The organism is Polaribacter sp. M10 (assembly GCF_054968445.1).
In genome coordinates this window covers 1-21,309 of the sequence record NZ_JBSSBG010000009.1, presented here as the reverse complement: position 1 = coordinate 21,309, position 21,309 = coordinate 1, and the positions used below count along the sequence as shown (strand labels likewise).

The following is a 21,309-nucleotide window of genomic DNA, read 5'->3' as shown; positions in this document are numbered from 1 at the left end:
CCTTTTCTTTGTTTGTATGAGAAACCAAGTGCTTTTGTATTGTTTATTTCTTTGTCTTTTGACTTACAGTCAAGAAAAAAGAAGTTTAATGATTGGAGAAATCTTTTTTGATGATGAGATTGTTTCTGATGCTCACATCATCAATAAAAACTCTAACCAAGGTGCAAGTACTAACGATTTTGGTTTGTTCGAAATTCCTGTTGCTTTAGGCGATGTTTTGGTGTTTTCTCACATCAATTTGCAAAAAAAAGAGGTAATTGTTACTCAAGAAATTATAAATCAAGAGATTTTTAGAATAACATTACTCAGTAAAACTTATCAATTAGAAGAAATTGTTTTAGAACAACCTAAGAGCATATTTTATGTAGATCCAGAAATAATGCCTCCACCCACTGTAAATGTAAAAACATTGAATTTACCTTATGCTAATACTATTGCCAAAAAAGATTATGCTGTTGTAAAATTTAGATCTGGTGCTGCTGTAAATTTAGATAATTTAATTAATTCTTTAAATGGTAATGTAAGACGTGAAAGAGAATTAAAAAAAATAAAGCTAGAAGATAAAGCATTATCCAAAATTAGAAAACATTTTACAGACGATTTTTTTATCACAGATTTAAATATAAAGCCAGAAAATATCAATCCGTTTTTAAATTATTGTTATAAGAAAAACATCATTAATTATTTTAATAAAGAAGATAATTTAGCAGTTATAGGAATTTTAATGCAAGAAAGTAGAACTTTTCCTCAGAACAAAACCGAAATCACTTTACTCGAAGAAAAATAGGGTTATCAATCTAAAAAAAAGAGTAAATTAATCTGTAAAAAAATGCTACATGATAAAAAAACTACTCTTATTTTTTTCGTTATTTACGTTATTTTTAAATGCGTATTCGCAAAACAATAAATCTATAATTCATGGTAAAATTTTAGATTCTGTAGGTATTGTTAAGAATGCAAACATCATCAACCTAAACACTAAACTTGGTACTTTTTCTAACGATTTTGGAGCATTCAGAATGCTAGTTTCTAAAGGAGATTCTTTAATAATCTCTTCTGTACAGCATATATCAAAAAAAATACTCATTACAGATAAAATTTTATCAGAAAGTAATTTAGAGATTTTTTTAAAATTAAACACCTACACTTTAGATGAATTTGAGTTAAAAAAACACAATTTAGTGGGTAGATTAACTGTTGATGTAAAATCTTTGCCAAAAAACAAACAAGATTCCATATTAAAAGATAATATGGATTTTTCTAATGTAAATTTTGCAGAAAAAGATTTTAGGATTGATGCAAACATAAGAGCCAAACCCATAATTGCAAAAACGATTCCCAATCAATATTCTGGTTTAGAAGTTGGCAAAGTTTTAGGCAAACTCAATCCTTTTAAAAAGAACAAAAAAACGAAACCATTAGAAGATAATTTCAGTTATTTAGAGGCATTTCCTGATAAATTATTAAATGAATTGGGCAGCGATTACTTTTATAATCAGTTAAAGATTCCGAAAGAAAAATATTATCATTTTTTAGAATATTGCAAACCTTTAAACATAGAAAAAATGTATAAAAATGGTAGCGTTTTAGAAGTAATCGAAATACTGAGAACTCAAAGCATACAATATCTTAAAATTATTAATGGCAAATAACTAGAAAATAAATTCTTTACACTACTTCTAAATAATAGTTTTTAACATAAGTTTAAAACCATCTTATAGCATTATAAAACTTAAAAGTTTTAATTTAGAATAAAGTTTTCTGTATGATAAAAAAAATACTTTTATTTTTTCTTTTTATTGCTCTTGGTAGCTCTACTTATTCTCAAAAAAAGCCAAAAATTATTATTGGTAAAATTACAGATTCTTTGGGCATTGTTAAAAATGCGAACATTATAAATCTAAAAACCAACCAAGGTACTTTTTCTAGCGATCGAGGTTTGTATCGCATATTTGTGTCTGAAGGAGATATTTTGAGTTTTTCTTCAGTACAACATCAAACTAAAAAAATTGCAATTACAGAAGATATTATAAATCAAAAAGAACTCAACATTTACTTAAAAGGTGTCATTTATAATTTAGACGAGTTCGATTTAAAAAGACACAATTTAATGGGCAGATTAGATGCAGATTTAAAAGATGTACCCAATAATAAAAAAGATGAGTTATTAAGAAGTGCTCTAGATTTTTCTAATATCGATTTTAGTGAAGTAGACCCAAGAATAGATGCCAATATAAAAGCAAAACCACCCGAAAACAATGTAGATCCAACAAAAAATTTTGCTGGTGCAGGTGCTGCTGTAGTAATGCCTTTTAAATATTCTGAAAGATTGTGGGCATTGCGTAAAAAATTGTCTCAAAAAAAAGCCTTTCCGTATAAAGTTCTCTCAGAACTAGGTGAGCAGTTTTTCTTTGATGAGTTAAAAATACCTATAGAAAACTATTTTCACTTTTTAGAATATTGCAATCCTTTAGGCATCGAAGATTTACATAAAGAAGGTAAAATTTTAGAACTTATTAAAATTTTAAGATCAGAAAGTATTTCTTACCTTAAAATCAATAAAAAAGAGTAATTTAGCCCAATACTTGAATAATATCTATTGAAATCAGTAAAAATCAAAGAATTCACTAAAGAAAAAACACACTTTTCCGCACACGTTAAACAGCAAATTCATTGCAAAGTTATCCTTTTATGAAAATCAAAAAACACTTCTTATTCTTTTTACTCATTCCGCTTTTGTCTTTTACAAGTCATAAATACTATTTGAGTTTAACCCAAATAAACTACAAGCCAGAAGCCAAAGCCATACAAATTACCATTAATGTTTTTATGGATGATATTGAAGCTGCTTTAAACAAAGATTATAAAATCGATTTACAACTTACCACAAAACAAGAACTAAAAAACAACGATGTCTATTTTGAAAAATATTTAAAAAACAAACTCTTTTTTAAGGTAGATGGAATAGCAAAAAAATATAATTATATTGGCAAAGAATACGATGGCGATTTAGTATTTTTTTACCTAGAAATAGAAAATATAGAAAAAGTAAGTACTATTGATGTTACCAACAAGATTTTAATTAAGCATTTTGATGAACAACAAAACTTAATAAAATCGAAAGTAAATGGTAAAAGCAAAAGTAAATTATTAACCAAAGAAGAAAATTCAGTACAACTCAAATATTAACACAAACAAACATTTATGAAAAAAATTGGACTCTTATTGTTCTCATTTGCATTTGCAGCCAGTTCTTATGGCCAAATCACAAAACAAGGACATACAAATCAAAATAAGTTTAAGCAATTAAAACAAGAATTACCAACACCAAATTTAGAAAGAACTGCTTCTGGTAAACCTGGTAAAGAGTACACGCAACAGAAAGTAGATTATGTAATGGACATTACTTTAGATGATGCCAATACAAAAATTACAGGTTCAGAAACAATTACTTATCATAATAATTCTAAAGACGATTTAGAATATTTATGGGTACAGTTAGACCAAAACATGAGAGCTGCAGATTCTAAAACTCCAGACATTAGTCCTAGTAGAATTAGAACAAAAATGAGCAAAGGCAGATACGAAAGAGCTTTTCCAGAAGAAAAATTCGATGGTGGTTTTAACATTATGAGCGTTACCAATACAGATGGTAGCGATTTATCTTATACCATTAACCAAACCATGATGCGTATCAACTTAACAGAACCTTTAGCTTCTGGTGCTACTTTTGAATTTAATATTTCTTGGTGGTACAACATTAACAATCATAGAACACAAGGTGGTAGATCTGGTTACGAGCATTTTGATGAAAATGACAATAACAATTACGTAATTGCACAGTTTTACCCAAGAATGTGTGTATACGATAATGTAGAAGGATGGCAAAATGACCAATTCTGGGGAAGAAGTGAATTCGCTTTAGAGTTTGGAGATTTTACAGTAAACATTACAGTTCCAGAAGACCACATGTTAGGTGCAACAGGAGTTTTACAAAACGAAAGCGAAGTTTTAACAAAACAAGAGCAAAAAAGATTAGCAAAAGCTAGAAAAACTTTTGATGATGTTGTTGTTATTAGAACTCAAAAAGAAGCAGAAAAAATTGAAAAAACAAAAGCATCAGGTACTAAAACTTGGAAATTTGTAGCAGAAAACGTACGTGATTATGCATTTGCAACTTCAAGAAAATTTATTTGGGATGCTATGGCTGTAGATATTAATGGTAAAACTGTTATGGCTTATTCATTATACTCTAAAGAAGCAAACCCTTTATATGGAGATCATTCTACAAAAGCAGTTGCACAAACCTTAAAAACATATTCTAAATACACTTTCGATTATCCTTACCACAAAGCCATTTCTGTTGATGGACAAATGGGTATGGAATACCCTCAAATTTGTTTCAATCCTGGTAGACCAGATTTACCAGATGGTGGATATTCTGATAGAATGAAATACAGAATGATTAAAGTTACCATCCACGAAGTGGGACACAACTTTTTTCCTATGATTGTAAATTCTGATGAAAGACAATGGACATGGATGGACGAAGGTTTAAACTCTTATATGGAAATGTTAGCAGAGTTAGATTACGATCCTAATTTTCCGATTACAAGAGGTTATCCTAAAAATATTGTAAAATACATGTCTGGAGATCAATCTAGAATTGCACCAATTATGTCTAAAGGAGATAACGTATATAGTTTTGGTTCTAATGCCTATGGTAAACCAGCAACTGCACTTTGGATTTTAAGAGAAACCATTATGGGTAAAGAATTATTTGACCATGCTTTTAGAACCTATTCACAAAGATGGATGTTTAAACACCCATCACCTGCAGATTTCTTTAGAACTATGGAAGATGCTTCTGGTATAGATTTAGATTGGTTTTGGAGAGGATGGTTTTACACTACAGATGTAACTGATATAGGTGTTAAAGGTGTTAAGAAATTCACAACTAAAGAAGCTGGAGAAAGCGTAGAATTTGTAGAAGATACTACAGAAGGATTAGGTTTTGCTAACAATGCCAATAAATATCATTACGAAATTACTTACGAAAAACCAGGAGGATTAGTAATGCCAATTATTGTAGAATTTACTTACAAAGATGGTACAAAAGAAAGAAAAACGTATCCTGCACAAATTTGGAGATACAATGATAAAGAAGTTACTAAAGTATTTTCATCATCTAAACAAATAGAAAGTATAATGATAGATCCAGATTTAGAAACTGCAGATGTAGATACTTCTAACAACGCTTTTCCAAAACAAAAAGCAGATAAATTCGATAAGTTTAAAAAACAGATAAAAGGATAAACTTTAGCTATTTTAAAAACATCGTTTATTATTAATAAAACAAAAAAGGCAATATGGTATCATATTGTCTTTTTTTATGATAAAGGTTTGTTAAAATTTTAACAAACCTTTATCTCTTTGTATAGTAATTGTTAATTTTAGCCAAATTTAAATCAAATTCGTATCAAATGAAAAAAATCTCTTTATTCGTATTTTCTTTATTTTTTATAAGTACTGTTAGCATAGCTCAGGAAAAAAAAGAAAAAAAGGAAACGCAACAAGGACACACAGACCAAAACAAATTTCGTCAAATGAAAGATGTTTTGGCAACGCCTAACGATCAACATACAGCTTCTGGTGCTCCAGGCCATCAATATACCCAGCAAAAGGTGGACTATATTATGGACATTCGTTTAGAAGAAAGTACAAATAAAATTTATGGTGATGAAAAAATTACGTACCACAACAATTCTAAAGATCATTTAGAATATTTATGGGTACAGTTAGACCAAAATATGAGAGCTGACGATTCTAAAACTCCCTTAGCAAAATCGAGTGGAGCCTCTGCTTTTTTAACGCCAGAAAACTTTAAAAGCACGTATTTAAAAGAAGCCAAAGGTTTTGGTTTTAACATAGAAAAAGTAACAACTGCAGGTAAACCATTATCACATTTCATCAACAGAACAATGATGAGAATTAATTTACCTAAAGCATTAGCACCTGGAGAAACTTTTGAATTTAGCATTAAATGGAACTATAAAATTAACGACATTAATAAAGATGGAGGTCGTTCTGGTTTAGAATCATTTCCTGATGGAAATAACAACTACACCATTGCACAATTTTTTCCAAGATTGGCAGTGTACAACAATGTAGAAGGATGGCAAAATATGCAATTCTGGGGACGCTCTGAATGGGCTTTAGAATTTGGAGATTACGAAGTAAATTTAACAGTACCTGCAGATCATATTGTAGATGCAACTGGTGTTTTACAAAACGAAAAAGAAGTGTTAACAAAAACACAACGCAAACGTTGGGAAACTGCAAGAAAAACTTTTGATAAGCCAGTACTTATTGTAACACAAGAAGAGGCTGAAAAAGCTGAAAAAGGGCGTTCTACAAAAACAAAAACTTGGAAATTTAAAGCCAATAAAGTAAGAGATTTTGCATTTGCTACATCAAGAAAATACATTTGGGATGCTATGGCTACAGATGTAAATGGTAAAACTGTTATGGCAGTTTCATTATATCCTAAAGAAGGGAATCCTTTATGGGAAGAGCACTCTACAAGAGCTGTAGCAACTACTTTAAAAGAATACTCTAAATTAACGTTTACGTATCCTTATCCAAAAGCAATTTCTGTACACTCAGAAAGACAAGGTATGGAGTACCCAATGATTTGTTTCAACTTTGGTCGTCCAAATCCTGATGGAACGTATTCAGACAGAACTAAAAAAGGAATGTTAGGTGTTATTATCCACGAAGTGGGACACAACTTTTTTCCTATGATTGTAAATTCTGATGAAAGACAATGGACATGGATGGACGAAGGTTTAAACTCTTTTGTAGAAATTTTAGCAGAAGATGTTTACGATCCTGAATTATTTGCATCAAATCCTGCAAAAAATATTACACGTTATATGGGTGGAGATCAGTCTAACATCTCTCCTATTATGTCTCAAGGAGATTACGTAAAACAATTCGGACCAAATGCATATTCTAAGCCAGCTGCTGGTTTATACATGTTGCGTAAAACCATTATGGGTCCTGAATTATTTGACCACGCTTTTAGAACCTATTCACAAAGATGGATGTTTAAACACCCAACTCCAGAAGATTTCTTTAGATCTATGGAAGATGCATCTGGTATGGATTTAGATTGGTTTTTTAGAGGATGGTTTTATACTACAGATGTTACAGACATAGGTATTAAAGCTGTTAAGCCATTATACTTAACAGACAAACCAAGCGAAAGAGTTGCCAAATTAAAAGAGCAATACAAACAATATTTCGACAATTTAGGAGACTTAGTATACATTACTGATAAAAAAGAAGATGCTAACCCTAAAGCTATGGATCAATATTTAGAAGAAGGACAAGTTGCACCAACTTATATTTATTCAGTAGAATTCGAAAAACCAGGAGGTTTAGTAATGCCATTAATCGTAGAATTAACCTATGCTGATGGTACTACAGAAAGACAAACTTTCCCTGCACAAATTTGGATGAAAGATGATGCTACAGTAAAAAGAATTTTCTCTTCTACACAAGAAATTAAAAGCTTTAAAGTAGATCCGGATGAAGAAACTGCAGATGTAGATACATCTAACAATAGCTGGCCAAAACCAGAAACTGATAAATTCGATCAGTTTAAAGCAAAAGTTAAAGGATAAGAAAATATATCTTTTATTATTTGAACCTAAAAACCTCGCAATTGCGAGGTTTTTTTTTATGAAATAAATTTAACGTTAAAGCGCTCTATTAAAAAAAATGAAATACTATAACTATTAAAATGCACTTCTTACACCCCTGCACAAGTAAAACTAATCTATTGGTATAGTATCAGTATTAAATCAGAAAAAATACTAGTATTTATAACATTTTATAGTACTTTTTTTTTATTTTTTTACTAGTATTTTTTTAAATAAAAAGTAGAATATATTTATAGTGTATACTTATCCTGTTTATTGTGCATCCACTTTAGTAATAAGTTTTATTTATAATGATTGTAAATTTATTGATTAGTTTTTTTAAACTAGATCAATTTAAATATTTGAATTTTGTTAAAAAAAAGGCTGTAAATATTTATTAAACCTCTAGTTTCTATTACATTAAATCTTAATATAATACTAATTAAGTGAGATAATTTTGTTAAATTTACATTCTGTTTGTTATGAAAAGAATTATTTTAAAACCATCAAAACACCGAGAAAAAGAAATTGTTGAAATTCAATTTCCTTATGATTCTGAAATTAAAAATCATTTAAAACAACTCCATTTTATTACTTGGAGTAAAACTTTAAAGTCTTTTTATGCAGAATTAAATGGTAAAAATGTAAATTCAATTTACACCCATTTAAGAAAAATAAATTGTTATGTAGATTATAGCCGTTTATCTAAAAATAAAACTTTAATCACCCAAAAAGAAGCCACTTCTTTAACATTACCACAACTTACAGATAATTTAAAAGAGGAGATTAAAAAATACAAAAGATGGTTACAACAAAAAAGATTGAGCGAAAACACTGTAAGCACGTATACAGATGTTACCATTTCTTTTTTAAAATACAGTATATTAAGAAACAACCATAATTATTCTACAAAACTTATAGAAGCCTTTAATTACGAATTTATTTTTAAACAAAATAGATCAGTTTCTTATCAAAATCAGTGCATTAATGGTATAAAAAAATACTTTGAATTTAAAGGGTTGCAAGTTGAAAACATGTATATCGAAAGACCTAAGAAAGAGAAAAAACTTCCATCAGTATTAAGTGTTGTAGAAGTAAAATCTATTTTAGAAAATACACAAAATTTAAAACACAAAACTTTATTATCACTGATATATTCTGCAGGATTAAGAATTGGAGAAGCTTTAAATTTAAAAATTAAAGATATTGATAGTAAAAGAATGTTAATTCACATTCATCAAGCCAAAGGAAAAAAAGATCGATACACACTTTTGTCTAGCAGTTTTTTAAGTTTATTAAGAGAGTATTACAAGGCCTACAAACCCCAAGAATATCTTTTTGAAGGCCAAAAAGGCACACAATATACAAATTCAAGTGCTCAAGCCATATTAAAAGTAGCCATTAAAAAAGCCGGAATAAAAAAAAGAGTTACGCTACATACCTTACGACATAGTTTTGCAACACATTTATTAGAAAACGGTACGGACATTAGATATATACAAGAATTATTAGGACATAACAGTCCGAAAACCACGATGATTTACACACATGTAACAGAAACAAGCATAAAAAACATAAAAAATCCGTTTGATGATTTATAATAAAATGATACCTTTAACTAAAAAAATAAAAGATAAGTATAAACAACAAAAACTCAGCATAGCCCGCCAATTTGGTTTTAAAGGCTGATAAAAGTTGAGTGTATATACAAGTTGTACAATATTTGAGAAAAACATTTTACATATCAATATTATTTTTAGCATTAAGCGGAATCTCTTTCGCTCAAATTTCTGGACAATTATTTCACGACAAATCGGAATCACCTGGAATTGAAGTCTATTTTAAAAATTCTGAACAAAAAGTAGAATCAGATTTTGACGGTTATTTCAGTTTAAAAGTGCCAAAAGGGAATAAAAAAAACGACCTGATTATAAATGTTTATGGTTTGAAAATTTTGATTTTAAACCTTGAATATGAAAAAGGAAAGTTAAATTTAGGGAAAATTGAATTACCAATATTTAAAAGTATTGAAATTAACGAATTTAAACAACTATCTGAAAAAGAAAGAGAAAGTTGTCAGCCAGTATATCATTATGCGCAATTATTAGGCTATTTTTATACTAATAAATTGGAGAATGAGTATCTAATTCTGAATTGTGAAGAAAAAATTAAAGATTTTGAATTCAATTCTGAAACTAAGATTATTACTGTTGAATGGAATACAATAAAAAATTGTGAATAAAAACATTGTACAACACCGTATAAAATTTATTGCTGGCTTTTTGCTTACTTGCGAAAGTCCTCACGGACTTTCTTTGTCAGTAATTATTTACTAACTTTACTGCAAAACCAACGCAACAAACCTTATACAACAACGTTGTACACAAGCAAAAACCAGCCGCACAAAACAGCACATTTGGTTTTTTCCTTCGCGAAAATCCAGCCACAAAAAACCAAAACAGCTGTTTTTTGCCATCGCTCAGATTATCACTAAATTTGACAAAAAAGAAAAAATATGAGCCTGTTTCAAAACTCTGTGTTAAACAAATATTTGAAAGGACTAGAGCCTGAAAAAGTTGAGAAAGCATACCAAACATTTACAAGTCATTTTCATAATCCGACCATTCAAGAAAACATTCGAAACTCGAAAGAGGAACAATATCAAGGCGAATTCTTAATTGACCTTTTTGTGAATGTTTTAGGCTACACAAAAAACCCAACACCTGACTTTAACCTAACAACGGAATTAAAAAACATAAAAGGCTCAAAAAAAACGGATGGAGCAATTTTAAAAGGCGAAAAAGCACTTGCAGTAATTGAACTGAAAGGAACTAACACAACCGATTTAAGCAAAGTAGAAACCCAAGCATTTGGCTATAAAAACAACCAACCAGGTTGTAATTATGTCATTACTTCAAACTTTGAGAAATTGCGTTTTTACATTGACAACGCAGTTGACTTTGAGGAATTTAATTTATTCCAGCTTTCAAAAGAGCGTTTTAATATGCTTTGGCTTTGTCTTTCATCTGAATATCTGTTAAAAGACATTCCTAAAAAGATAAAAGACGAATCTTTAACACAAGAAGAAAACGTTACCAAAAAATTATACAAAGATTACGCTTCATTTAGAAATGAGATTTTTGATGCCATTCAAAAAGAAAATCCTGAATACGATAAATTAACACTATTCAAAAAAACGCAGAAATTACTCGACCGTTTTCTATTCATCTTTTTTGCAGAAGACAGGTTGTTATTGCCACCAAATTCAATTCGTTCTATCGTAAACCAATGGACTGATTTACGTGATAAATATGATGCCTATTTTCCATTATACGACCGATTTAAAAAATATTTCGGTTATATGAACACAGGACACAAAGGTCAACAACACGATATTTTTGCCTACAATGGTGGTCTTTTTGCACCTGACGAGATTTTAGACAATATTAAAATCAATGACGATTTATTGTATAAACACACCCTTAATTTAAGTAACTACGATTTTGAGAGTGAAGTAAGCGTAAACATTCTCGGACACATCTTTGAACATTCCCTAAACGACATTGACGAAATTCAAGCAGAAATTCAAGGAGTTGCATCTGAACAAAGTAAAACCAAACGTAAAAAAGACGGAGTTTTTTACACACCAAAATATATTACCAAATACATTGTAGATAATACAGTTGGTAAACTTTGTGAGGAAAAGAAAATAGAACTAGACATACAAGAAGCCGAATACGAAAAAGAACGAAAAGGACGAAAAAAAGCAACCTTAAAAAAGTTATCTCAAAAATTAGAAGATTATAGAAAATGGTTATTGCAAATTACCATTTGTGACCCAGCTTGTGGTAGTGGTGCTTTTTTAAACCAAGCGCTGGAATTTCTAATTGCGGAACATCAATACATTGACGAGTTGCAAGCCAAATTGTTTGGAGATGCAATGGTATTGAGCGAAGTGGAAAACGCAATTTTAGAAAACAATATTTACGGAGTTGACATCAATGAAGAAAGTGTTGAAATTGCTAAACTTTCACTTTGGTTAAGAACTGCACAAAAAGGCAGAAAGCTAACCTCATTAAACAACAATATTAAATGTGGTAATTCAATAATATACAATGAAGAAGTAGCCAGCGATAAAGCCTTTAATTGGCAAAATGAATTTCCTACAGTATTTGCAAAAGGTGGATTTGACGTTGTTATAGGAAACCCACCTTATGGCGCATATTTAGAACAAGAGGATAAAAATTTTCTATCCAAAGAATTTGAAACTTTCCAAGGAAATTTTGAAATATACTTCTTCTTTATCGAGTTACTTAATACATTATCTAATGAAAATGGGATTTCGGGATATATAACACCTGATACTTGGATTAACATACCACAAGCTCAAAAATTAAGAGAATTTATTTTAAAAAATTTCGGCATATTAAATATTGTTACTTTTTCATATTCAGTATTTGAAGATGCAAGCGTTAATGCTATAGTTTTTGTATTAGACAAAAGTAAAATCGTTGAAAAATGTAAAATCATTCATTCCCAAGACAAATCGCAAGGGCTAACAATTAATAATAATACTATTCAAGAGTCCGATATTAAAGTTTGGGAAAAATCAGATGATAAACAGTTTCAAGTTTGGCAATCGACTATTGATATAGGTATTATTAAAAAAATCAAACACAATGTTCAAATTGGGTCAGATTTACTAGATGTCTCACAAGGTATTGTTCCTTACTCAACCGAGCATCTTACAAAAGAGGAAATAAAAAGCAGAGTTTATCACAATAATTCAAAAACTGGAGAAGAATGGGGTGAATGGGTTCAAGGTCGAGCTATTTCAAGATATTGTATAAATAAATCAGAAAAACAATATTTAAAATACGGAGATTGGCTTCATAGGTCAAGAAAACCAAAGTATTTCAACGGTAATAGAATATTAATTCAAGAAATTACTGGCGGAAAACCACCAAGAATTTCAGCAACTATTTATAACGATTTATTATACCACGACCCAGGTATTATTTCTTGCCTAAATGTGTCTAATTTACCAACTGAATATTTATTAGCTATAATTAATTCAAGACTAATATCTTGGTTCATTGTTAAGACCTCCCCAAAAGGGAAAAGAACAACATTCCCAAAAGTTTTGATTGGAGATATTAGAAAACTTCCGATTAAAAAATCTAATGATATATTTATTGATAAAGCTAAAGATTTGGTAACGTTAATTTCAGAACAATCTCTAAATTTTCAAAACCTAGCAAACAGTTTTGTTTCTCTAATAAAATCAAAATATGAGTTAGAAAGTATAACAAATAAAATGCTTTCTTGGCATTTGTTAGAATTTAAAGAGTTCCTAATAGAACTAGAAAAATCTAGGAAAAAATCAGCTAAAGAAAACGAAACTGAATACAATAAGATTTCATTGGGAGAACAAGCAGAATGGATGGAATATTTTAAATCTCAAAAGCAGAGAGCAAGCGAATTAAAAACAGAAATTGAGAAAACAGACAAAAAAATAGACCAAATGGTTTATGAATTGTACGGATTAACAGAAGAAGAAATTTCAATAGTTGAAAACTCGTAAATTATGAATGAGGGAATTATTTTTAGTGATGAATCTGGCATTGATAGTTCAAATAGATATGGCTGTATTTGTACTGTATTTAGTACAAGAGAAAATATGGTTGCATTACATCATCAACTCAAAAACATAACAACTTCTGAAGTTAGTTTCAAAAAAATAAAAGGAGAATCAGCTTTAAATAATGCAAAAGCTTTCTTAGATGTGGGTATAAAATATATTGCTAAAAAAAAGATAAAAGTTTATACAATAGTATGGGATAAGCAAGATACAAGACACGTGGTACAAAATCGTTGCGATAATGAAAACTTAATTCGAATGTATTACAAAGTTTTAAAAGAGGTAACTAAAGATTTTAAAAGTATTGATAAATGGGCATTTTATCCTGATGAGTTTACAGCTATTGATTGGAAAAAAGACGTTGTGCGTTTTGTTGAAAATACTAAAATAAATAATGAACCTAATTTATTTAAAAAAGATAAAAATTTCAACTTCCCCAATTTTTATAGAACATTAGAGAAAGACTCTAAATTGATGTATAATATACAACTCGCAGATTTATTTGCTGGTATAATTAGAAATTCAAGAGAAAAAAGTACAGAATTTATTGCTCTAAATAATGAAAATCAATTATCACTATTTTCAGATAAGATTAAAATAACTTCAAATCTTAAACCAAAGCTAAAATTAATGCAACACTTTAAAAGTAAATGTTCTAAATATGAATTAGGCATTAATTTTAGTAAAGCTCAATACTTTCAAACATTTAATAAAAAAAATAATATTTGGATCTGGCACTATACACCCAAATCAGAATATGATAAAGCACCAACTAAATTAAGTTCTAAAAGCAGAAAAAAATTTAATTAATTAAAAATCTGGTATATAAGTTATGGCATAGTATAACAATACATATATGAACTATAAAATAAAGTCTAAAAACCTTAAGATATGATACAAAAAACAGTAAATTAGGCACAACAAACCATAAGGAGTATAAGAATACAATTAAGGAATACAAAAAAAACTTCAAGGAGCAGACCAAAAGCCATAAGGAAAAGAAAAAGAACTGTAAGGAATGCACCAAGTTTTATAAGGAATAGGCAAACATCCGTAAGGAAATAGCAATAAACAGAATATTAATTAAAAAAAATTGCAAAATGGCAACAAAAAGAACATTATCAGAAGTAGAAACGCTAGAACAGTACAGAGTAGCACTCGAAAACACAGAAAGTCAAACAGAAATAGCCACTATTATGGCAGAATTTGGCTATGACGAAACCTTGTTAACAGAAGGAAAGACCTTATTAACAAAAACACGAGAAGCCTTTGACTTCAATAAAAAAGAAGACGACGAAACCACAGAATCATACAGTAACTTTACTTCTTTAAAAGAAAATTTAGCAAAAACATATTCGCTACACAGAAAAAAGGCGAAAGTTATTTTTAGGAAAGAGCCAACAACATTAAGCAGATTAGCATTAACAGGTAGTTTACCATCAGCTTATATTAAATGGTTAGAAACTGTTAAGAAATTTTATGCAGTAGCCTCAGCAGACACAACCATACAAAGCAAACTTGTAAGACTAAAGATAACAGCAGAAGAAATAAACGGAACAATTACGTTAATATCTAATTTAGAAGAAGCAAGAGCAAACTATTTGCGTGAAAAGGGAGAAAGTCAAGATGCAACAAAAGCGAAAGATAAAGCATTTGCGGAAATAGACGACTGGATGAGTGAATTTTATGCGGTTGCAAAGATCGCTTTGGAAGACAACCCACAACTTTTAGAATCAATCGGAAAGTTTGTAAGAAGTTAGGAGTTTTAAACGTAAGCACATTGGTAAACTCGCCACAGCCCCACTCTGCCAAAAGTTTACCAAAGAGCTTACCACATTCGTAAAGTCGGAAAATATAGAACTATTAACAAAAGGAAAAAAGCCAGTGTACAACACCGTGTATTAAAAATTGCTAACTTATAGCCAACTTGGGAAAATCCTCTCGGATTTTCTTGGTTCATGTTTTATTTAGTAACTTTATTGCTTAAACAACGCAACTTTCAATACACAAACACGTTGTAAAAAATTGCTCACTCGACTCTTAAAAACATACTTAATAAAATAAATATGGGAAGAATAAAAGCCAAAACTCATCTTGAAAAATTGGGTTTTTCGGAAAAAGATAAGAAAGATTCTAAACACGACATAATTCAAACTTGGACTTATAACAATATTGAAAAAGTTGTAAAAGAACTTATTATGAAAGACAACCCACATCCTTACAGAATTGTTCTTAACAAATGGGAACATCAAGTAATGTATATAAATGGAAATTATAAAAGTATTGTTGGTTATATCGATCTTATGGTTCGTATTCAAGGTAAATTTCTTTTTTTTGATTCAGAAGAATATGAGGATTATACAAAGACTGTTTTTATTGAGGTAAAAACACAAATTCCAAGTTTAGGAGAATTAATAAGACAAATGAGAGCTTACCAATCTTATCAGTGGGAAAATGATAGACACACTATTTATTTAATTGTTTCACCTGATGATAGACATAAGGAAATTCTGAATAAACAGGGTTTTGGTTTTTACAAATACAAAGACCCTAATTTATTGTTTTAAGACCTTTCGTTTCCATAATTTCATTGAAGGAATTATTGGTTTCCGGAATTAAAACACTAATTCTTCTTTTGAATTCTAAAAGAGACATATTAGGATTTTCTTTTAAAAATCTGTTAATTGAAGAAATTAACCACATTGCAGATTGTGGACTTTCTTCATCTATTTGTTGAATTAATTTTTCTGCAATGAAAATTGTTGAATTTTGTAACATAATATTTGATTTTAAAATTAATAATCTGAAAAAAAACTTTTTACAACAACGTGTATATTTTATTGCTTGTAAATAGCTTACTTACGAAAATCCTCGCGGATTTTCTTGGTTAGTTTTTATTTATTAACTTTATTGCTTAACCACGCAACAAAGCATACACACAAACGTTGGGCTTAATTATGAAAAAGACGAATTACATATTAATATTAGCATTTCTAACTCTAATTTCTTGTAAAGAAAGGGAAAAAGAGATTACTATGGATAATGTCGAATTAATTGAATTGACTGATGCTGATCAAAATGAAAGAAAGAACTTTGAATTAGATCCTAAGTTAATTTATGTAAAGGATAGTTTAAGGAGAGAAAAAGTAAAAGTTTTAGAAAGTGAAAAAAAACTCAAAACCTCAAATGACTTTTACAATGCTGCATTGATTTTTCAGCATGGAAGAGATTCAACTGACTATTTAAAAGCACTTAATTTCATGAAAAAGTCTATCGAATTGGATTCGACCAGAAACAAATGGTTGTTTGCTGCAATTACAGATAGGTATTTATTAAGTATTGGTAAACCTCAAATTTACGGAACACAATATCAGAAACATGGAATTGATAAACCTTGGAGATTAGGGGAAATTGACACAACAAAAGTCTCTGATGACGAACGCATTGAATTTGGCGTTGAAACTTTAGAATGGCAACGAGAGAAAGTAAAAAGATTGAATAAAGAAGAAATTAACTAAGCCCAACACCGTACAAAATTAATTGCTTGTTTTTAGCTTACTTACGAAAATCCTCGCGGATTTTCTTTGTCAGTATTTATTTAGTAAATTTAGTGCTTAAACCACGCAACTAACCTTGTACAAACACGTTGTGTTTCATACTGACCCAGCCGCATATTTTAGCACTTTTGGTTTTTGCCAACGCTTAATTCCAACGCTAAAAAAACCAAAAGAGCTAAAATTTCCCAACGCTTGAATTGAATATTCCAAATAAAATATTTAGATTTGTCAAAAAATGACAAGTCTTATGAAAACCACTTTTGGAGAATACATCCGACTTTTACGAAACAAAAACGAATTGACCTTAACTCAACTTGCAGCAAAATTGAACTTGGACTCTGCGAACTTGAGCAAAATTGAGAACGGGAAACGTGATTTTGATGAAAAGAGATTACCAAAACTTGCTAAAATTTTTAAACTCAATCTTACGGAATTACGAAATGAATATGTAACAGACCAAATTGGAAAACATATTTACGAAACAAATTGTACAAAACAACTTTTGCAAGTTGCAGAGGAAAAAGCAGAATATCGCAGAACACTTAATAAATCACTTCAAACACAATAAAATATGAAAATAGTATCTTTCTTCGCAGGAGCTGGCGGACTTGATTTAGGCTTTCAGCAAGCTGGTTTTAATGTTATTTGGGCAAACGAATATGACAAAGAAATTTGGGAAACTTATGAAAAAAATCACCCAAACACGATACTTGACAAAAGAAGTATTGTAAATATACCAGCTGATGAAGTTCCAGAATGCGATGGAATAATTGGAGGTCCACCTTGCCAAAGTTGGAGTGAAGCTGGAGCAGCAAGAGGAATTAAAGATAAGAGAGGTCAGTTATTTTATGACTTTATAAGAATATTAGAAGCTAAACAACCTAAATTCTTTTTAGCAGAAAATGTTAGTGGAATGTTGATTTCTAAACACACAGAAGCTTTAGAAGGAATTAAAGAACTTTTTAGAAACGCGGGAATAGGATATGAACTTTCTTTTCAAATGCTTAACGCATCTGATTATAATGTTCCACAAGACCGAAAAAGAGTTTTCTTTATTGGAATTAGAAAAGACTTGAATTTTAAATATCAATTCCCAACTGAAACTTTTCCAAAAATACCGCTTGAAGATGTTATATCTGATTTGCAAGAAGGTGTTTTACCGGCTTTAGAATACAACAATACCAATGGAGACAATTGTGTAGTTCCAAATCACGAATATATGATTGGAAGTTTTTCTACAATTTTTATGTCAAGAAACAGAGTAAGAAGTTGGGATGAACAATCATTTACAATTCAAGCAGGTGGAAGACACGCACCTATTCATCCACAAGCCCCAAAAATGAAATTTATAGAAAAGAATAAAAGGATTTTTGTTCCTGGAAAAGAACATTTGTACAGAAGATTAAGTGTAAGAGAATGTGCAAGAATTCAAACTTTTCCAAATGACTTTATTTTTCATTATAAAAAAGTCGCAGCAGGTTACAAAATGATTGGTAATGCTGTTCCAGTTAATTTAGCAAAGTTTTTGGCAAATAGCATTATGCAACAAATTAAAGCTAATAAAATCAAGACCAAAAAAGTCAAACAAACTCAAAAAGTAAAAGAAGCAATTGCAGTATGACAAATATATTAGAAGCGATTTACAATATCGTAAATCATCAAAACTTCGAAATCAAAAATTTATATAATGGAAGAAATAGAGCTAATAATATGGGAGAAGCTCTTGAAAAATTTGTCAAAGATGCTTTTGCTGGAACATTTGGAGTAACTGATGAATTAGAGAGAATGAAAACTTTTAACAAAGAATTTTCTTGGTTAGGTTCTCAAAACAATCCACCAGATATTATGATAAAAGGTGGAGATGCAATTGAGGTTAAAAAAACTCAAAGTGCAAATACAAGTTTAGCTTTAAACAGTAGTTACCCAAAAACTGATTTAAGACACACAAGTCCAATGATTACAAAGGAATGTAAAGAATGTGAAGATTGGACTGTTAAAGATTTGATTTATTGCGTTGGTCATACAACAGACACAAGTGTAAAATCTTTGTGGATGGTTTATGGTAATTCTTATGCAGCTAAACACGAAACTTACCAAAGAATAAAGACAACCATTTCAGACGGAATAAAAACAATTCCAGATGTAGTTTTCGCAGATACAAAAGAATTAGGAAGAGTAAATCAAGTTGACCCATTAGGAATAACAAACTTGAGAATTAGAGGAATGTGGCAAATTGAAAACCCAAGAAAAGTATTCAATTATTTACACGAACCAACTGACAAAGACTTTGAATTAGTTTGCATAATTCCAGTAAAGAAATATAATAGCTTTCCGAATGAAAGCAAAAATAAACTTGAAGGAATTACTAAAAATGGTTTTAGTTTTGAGAATAAAAAAATAAAAGACCCGAATAATCCTGCAAAATTAATGGATTGTAAACTGATAAAATTATGTGTGTAAGCCAACGCTAAAAGCCATACACATTTGCAATTCGCTTCAGCCAACACACAAGCCAAAAATTGCAAAAGAGTATGTCTTTGCCAACGCTACAAACTGAACGGAAAAGAAAGTACGAAAACACAACAACGTGTATATTCAATTGCTAGCTTCTAGCCTACTTGGGAAAATTCTCGCTGATTTTCCATCTAGTAATTATTTGCTAAATTTAGTGAATAAACCACGCAACTGATATATACACAAAAACGTTGTGCAACATAAGGCGAAAAATAACGAATGACTAAAAAACTGACTCTTTCATTAATCATTATTTTACTTTTAAGTTGTAATGGAATAAAGGAAAAAAGGAATATTTCTGGGAATTGGTATTCAAGTAGTTCTGAAAAACTTGAAAATAGTACGATTGATTATGCTGAAATTTTTATAAAAAATGACACTGTTCATATTTGTTCTGAATATATGTTGAGAATGTTTCCACGAAAAATGATTTTGAAAAATGATTCATTATTTTTTGAATCAAAAGCGGACTCTAATTTTGTTGGAAATATTCTAAAGAAAACAAAAAACAGTTTTGACTTGGGAATAAACAACGTAAATAAGAGAACTTATTATAAGATGGAAAATTTTAAGACTCTGGAAAATTTAGTTAATGGAGAAATAACGGAAAAAAAGTACTATTCTGAATTTATAAAACGAATGAATAACAGATACGAAAAATTAGGAATTGAAAATTAAACAAAAATTACGTTGCACAACACCGTACAAAATTAATTGCTTACTTTTTGCTTACTTACGAAAATCCTCGCGGATTTTCTTTGTCAGTAATTATTTATTAACTTTATTGCTAAACCAACGCAACTAACCTTGTACAACAACGTTGCCACACATTTAAAAAAAGAATATTGAGAAAAATTTACCTTCTGATTTTAATATCATTTTTCTTGCAAAACTGCAAAGAAAAGACGGAATTGAATACTAACCTAAAACCGACTTTCACGGAATTTAAAAACGCTTGGGAATCAAACAACCTTTATGGAAATATTAAGGAGCTGAAACTACTCAAAGCCAACTCTCAAGGAGAAAACAAGTTTGGAAAGCCAATTTTAAATTTAACTCAAAAGTTCACCGATTTCGGAGAAATTAAGGAAATCGAAAGCTATGATAATTTTGGAGAACTAATTCAAAAAGACGTTTACGAATATGATAACAACAATTTTTTAATAAAGTCAATATCCACAAACAAACCAGCTGAATTGAATTACATTATGACTGTAAAAAATGATACAGTCAACAAAAACAGCGTAAGAACTTTAATTATAAATGACAGCTTAAAGCAGCAAATCACAGTTTTTTATGACAAAAAAGATTTTGTAACAAAACAAGTTGCAATTAAAAAAGGAGATACAACTACTATCAAACACATATATCAATTTGAAAAAGATAAACTAACTTCAGAAATCCAATTTGAGAGAGATGAACAAAATCCAAGTCAAGAGTTTCATTACAAATACGATAACAATGGAAACCTTTTGGAAAGTTCAACAAAAACGGAATGGATTGAATATTTGACCGAAACAGAATGGAAAGACAATCGAATTTTAAAGCAAACTGAATACACAGTTTCGGCAGATTTAAAAAAACACTTGGACAGAATAACCGAATACGACAGACTATTTAATCCTGTCAATGTAAAAATCTATGAAAACTCGGAATTAAATCGAGAATTAGAATATGACTACGAATTTGACAAATTTGGGAATTGGATAAAACGGACTGTTTCAATGAAAGAACATTTTGCGAATTCGGACAAGTTCATACCGATTTACGTTGAGTCGAGAGAAATAAAATATTGGAAATAAAAAACGTGTGGCAACACCGTATATAATTTATTGCTAGTTCTAGCCTACTTACGAAAATCCTCGCGGATTTTCTATTCGGTTTTTATTTG

19 protein-coding genes are annotated in these 21,309 nt (G+C 29.8%); 18 read left to right on the top strand and 1 reads right to left on the bottom strand.

The genetic code is table 11. From position 1 onward, the window contains the following. Window positions 1-88 precede the first annotated feature (88 nt). The 12 genes from ACWYN7_RS09760 (at window position 89) to ACWYN7_RS09705 (ending at window position 15,914) form a co-directional block, all read left to right on the top strand. Window positions 89-787: a peptidase associated/transthyretin-like domain-containing protein gene (locus tag ACWYN7_RS09760; RefSeq protein WP_462859736.1), complete on the top strand. Its 699-nt coding sequence runs from the start codon at window positions 89-91 to the stop codon at window positions 785-787. Window positions 788-836: 49 nt separating this feature from the next. Continuing rightward, window positions 837-1,652, top strand: a complete 816-nt coding sequence (locus ACWYN7_RS09755) for a hypothetical protein (RefSeq protein ID WP_462859735.1) — start codon at window positions 837-839, stop codon at window positions 1,650-1,652. Window positions 1,653-1,765: 113 nt separating this feature from the next. Then, a complete protein-coding gene (locus ACWYN7_RS09750) occupies window positions 1,766-2,572 on the top strand; it encodes a hypothetical protein (RefSeq protein WP_462859734.1) in 807 nt (268 codons plus the stop codon). Between the two features lie 119 nt (window positions 2,573-2,691). Continuing rightward, the gene (locus tag ACWYN7_RS09745) at window positions 2,692-3,189 is read left to right on the top strand and encodes a DUF6702 family protein (RefSeq protein WP_462859733.1); all 498 of its coding nucleotides are present in this window, start codon (window positions 2,692-2,694) and stop codon (window positions 3,187-3,189) included. 15 nt (window positions 3,190-3,204) lie between these two features. Continuing rightward, the gene (locus ACWYN7_RS09740) at window positions 3,205-5,316 is read left to right on the top strand and encodes a M1 family metallopeptidase (protein WP_462859732.1); all 2,112 of its coding nucleotides are present in this window, start codon (window positions 3,205-3,207) and stop codon (window positions 5,314-5,316) included. Between the two features lie 167 nt (window positions 5,317-5,483). Continuing rightward, a complete protein-coding gene (locus ACWYN7_RS09735) occupies window positions 5,484-7,688 on the top strand; it encodes a M1 family metallopeptidase (protein ID WP_462859731.1) in 2,205 nt (734 codons plus the stop codon). A 500-nt stretch (window positions 7,689-8,188) separates the two neighbouring features. Next, complete coding sequence (gene xerA / locus ACWYN7_RS09730; protein WP_462859730.1) at window positions 8,189-9,307, top strand: site-specific tyrosine recombinase/integron integrase; 1,119 nt, start codon at window positions 8,189-8,191, stop codon at window positions 9,305-9,307. Between the two features lie 122 nt (window positions 9,308-9,429). Next, window positions 9,430-9,948, top strand: coding sequence for a hypothetical protein (locus ACWYN7_RS09725; RefSeq protein WP_462859729.1), 519 nt, complete (start codon window positions 9,430-9,432; stop codon window positions 9,946-9,948). 273 nt (window positions 9,949-10,221) lie between these two features. Beyond that, window positions 10,222-13,290, top strand: a complete 3,069-nt coding sequence (locus ACWYN7_RS09720; protein WP_462859728.1) for an Eco57I restriction-modification methylase domain-containing protein — start codon at window positions 10,222-10,224, stop codon at window positions 13,288-13,290. A 3-nt stretch (window positions 13,291-13,293) separates the two neighbouring features. Beyond that, the gene (locus ACWYN7_RS09715; RefSeq protein WP_462859727.1) at window positions 13,294-14,157 is read left to right on the top strand and encodes a DUF3800 domain-containing protein; all 864 of its coding nucleotides are present in this window, start codon (window positions 13,294-13,296) and stop codon (window positions 14,155-14,157) included. Between the two features lie 290 nt (window positions 14,158-14,447). Next, entirely contained in the window at window positions 14,448-15,107 is a 660-nt protein-coding gene (locus ACWYN7_RS09710) for a PQLLE family protein (RefSeq protein ID WP_462859726.1), read from the top strand. A gap of 306 nt (window positions 15,108-15,413) precedes the next feature. Continuing rightward, the gene (locus ACWYN7_RS09705) at window positions 15,414-15,914 is read left to right on the top strand and encodes a hypothetical protein (RefSeq protein WP_462859725.1); all 501 of its coding nucleotides are present in this window, start codon (window positions 15,414-15,416) and stop codon (window positions 15,912-15,914) included. On the opposite strand, the gene ACWYN7_RS09700 is transcribed toward ACWYN7_RS09705, so the two are convergent. Further along, complete coding sequence (locus ACWYN7_RS09700) at window positions 15,898-16,125, bottom strand: hypothetical protein (RefSeq protein WP_462859724.1); 228 nt, start codon at window positions 16,123-16,125, stop codon at window positions 15,898-15,900. The two genes, ACWYN7_RS09705 and ACWYN7_RS09700, sit on opposite strands and share 17 nt — an antisense overlap. A gap of 179 nt (window positions 16,126-16,304) precedes the next feature. Between ACWYN7_RS09700 and ACWYN7_RS09695 the strand changes: the two genes are divergently transcribed. The 6 genes from ACWYN7_RS09695 to ACWYN7_RS09670 all read left to right on the top strand — a co-directional run bounded on the left by ACWYN7_RS09695 (window position 16,305) and on the right by ACWYN7_RS09670 (window position 21,220). Beyond that, window positions 16,305-16,865 (top strand): DUF6624 domain-containing protein, encoded by a 561-nt coding sequence (locus ACWYN7_RS09695; protein ID WP_462859723.1) that lies wholly within the window; start codon window positions 16,305-16,307, stop codon window positions 16,863-16,865. Window positions 16,866-17,151: 286 nt separating this feature from the next. Next, window positions 17,152-17,472: a helix-turn-helix domain-containing protein gene (locus tag ACWYN7_RS09690; RefSeq protein WP_462859722.1), complete on the top strand. Its 321-nt coding sequence runs from the start codon at window positions 17,152-17,154 to the stop codon at window positions 17,470-17,472. A gap of 3 nt (window positions 17,473-17,475) precedes the next feature. Further along, the gene (locus ACWYN7_RS09685; protein WP_462859721.1) at window positions 17,476-18,525 is read left to right on the top strand and encodes a DNA cytosine methyltransferase; all 1,050 of its coding nucleotides are present in this window, start codon (window positions 17,476-17,478) and stop codon (window positions 18,523-18,525) included. Then, window positions 18,522-19,364 (top strand): NgoPII family restriction endonuclease, encoded by an 843-nt coding sequence (locus ACWYN7_RS09680; protein WP_462859720.1) that lies wholly within the window; start codon window positions 18,522-18,524, stop codon window positions 19,362-19,364. Before ACWYN7_RS09685 ends, ACWYN7_RS09680 begins: the two co-directional genes overlap by 4 nt. A gap of 273 nt (window positions 19,365-19,637) precedes the next feature. Next, window positions 19,638-20,096, top strand: a complete 459-nt coding sequence (locus ACWYN7_RS09675) for a hypothetical protein (protein WP_462859719.1) — start codon at window positions 19,638-19,640, stop codon at window positions 20,094-20,096. Between the two features lie 167 nt (window positions 20,097-20,263). Next, entirely contained in the window at window positions 20,264-21,220 is a 957-nt protein-coding gene (locus ACWYN7_RS09670) for a hypothetical protein (protein WP_462859718.1), read from the top strand. Window positions 21,221-21,309: the final 89 nt, after the last annotated feature.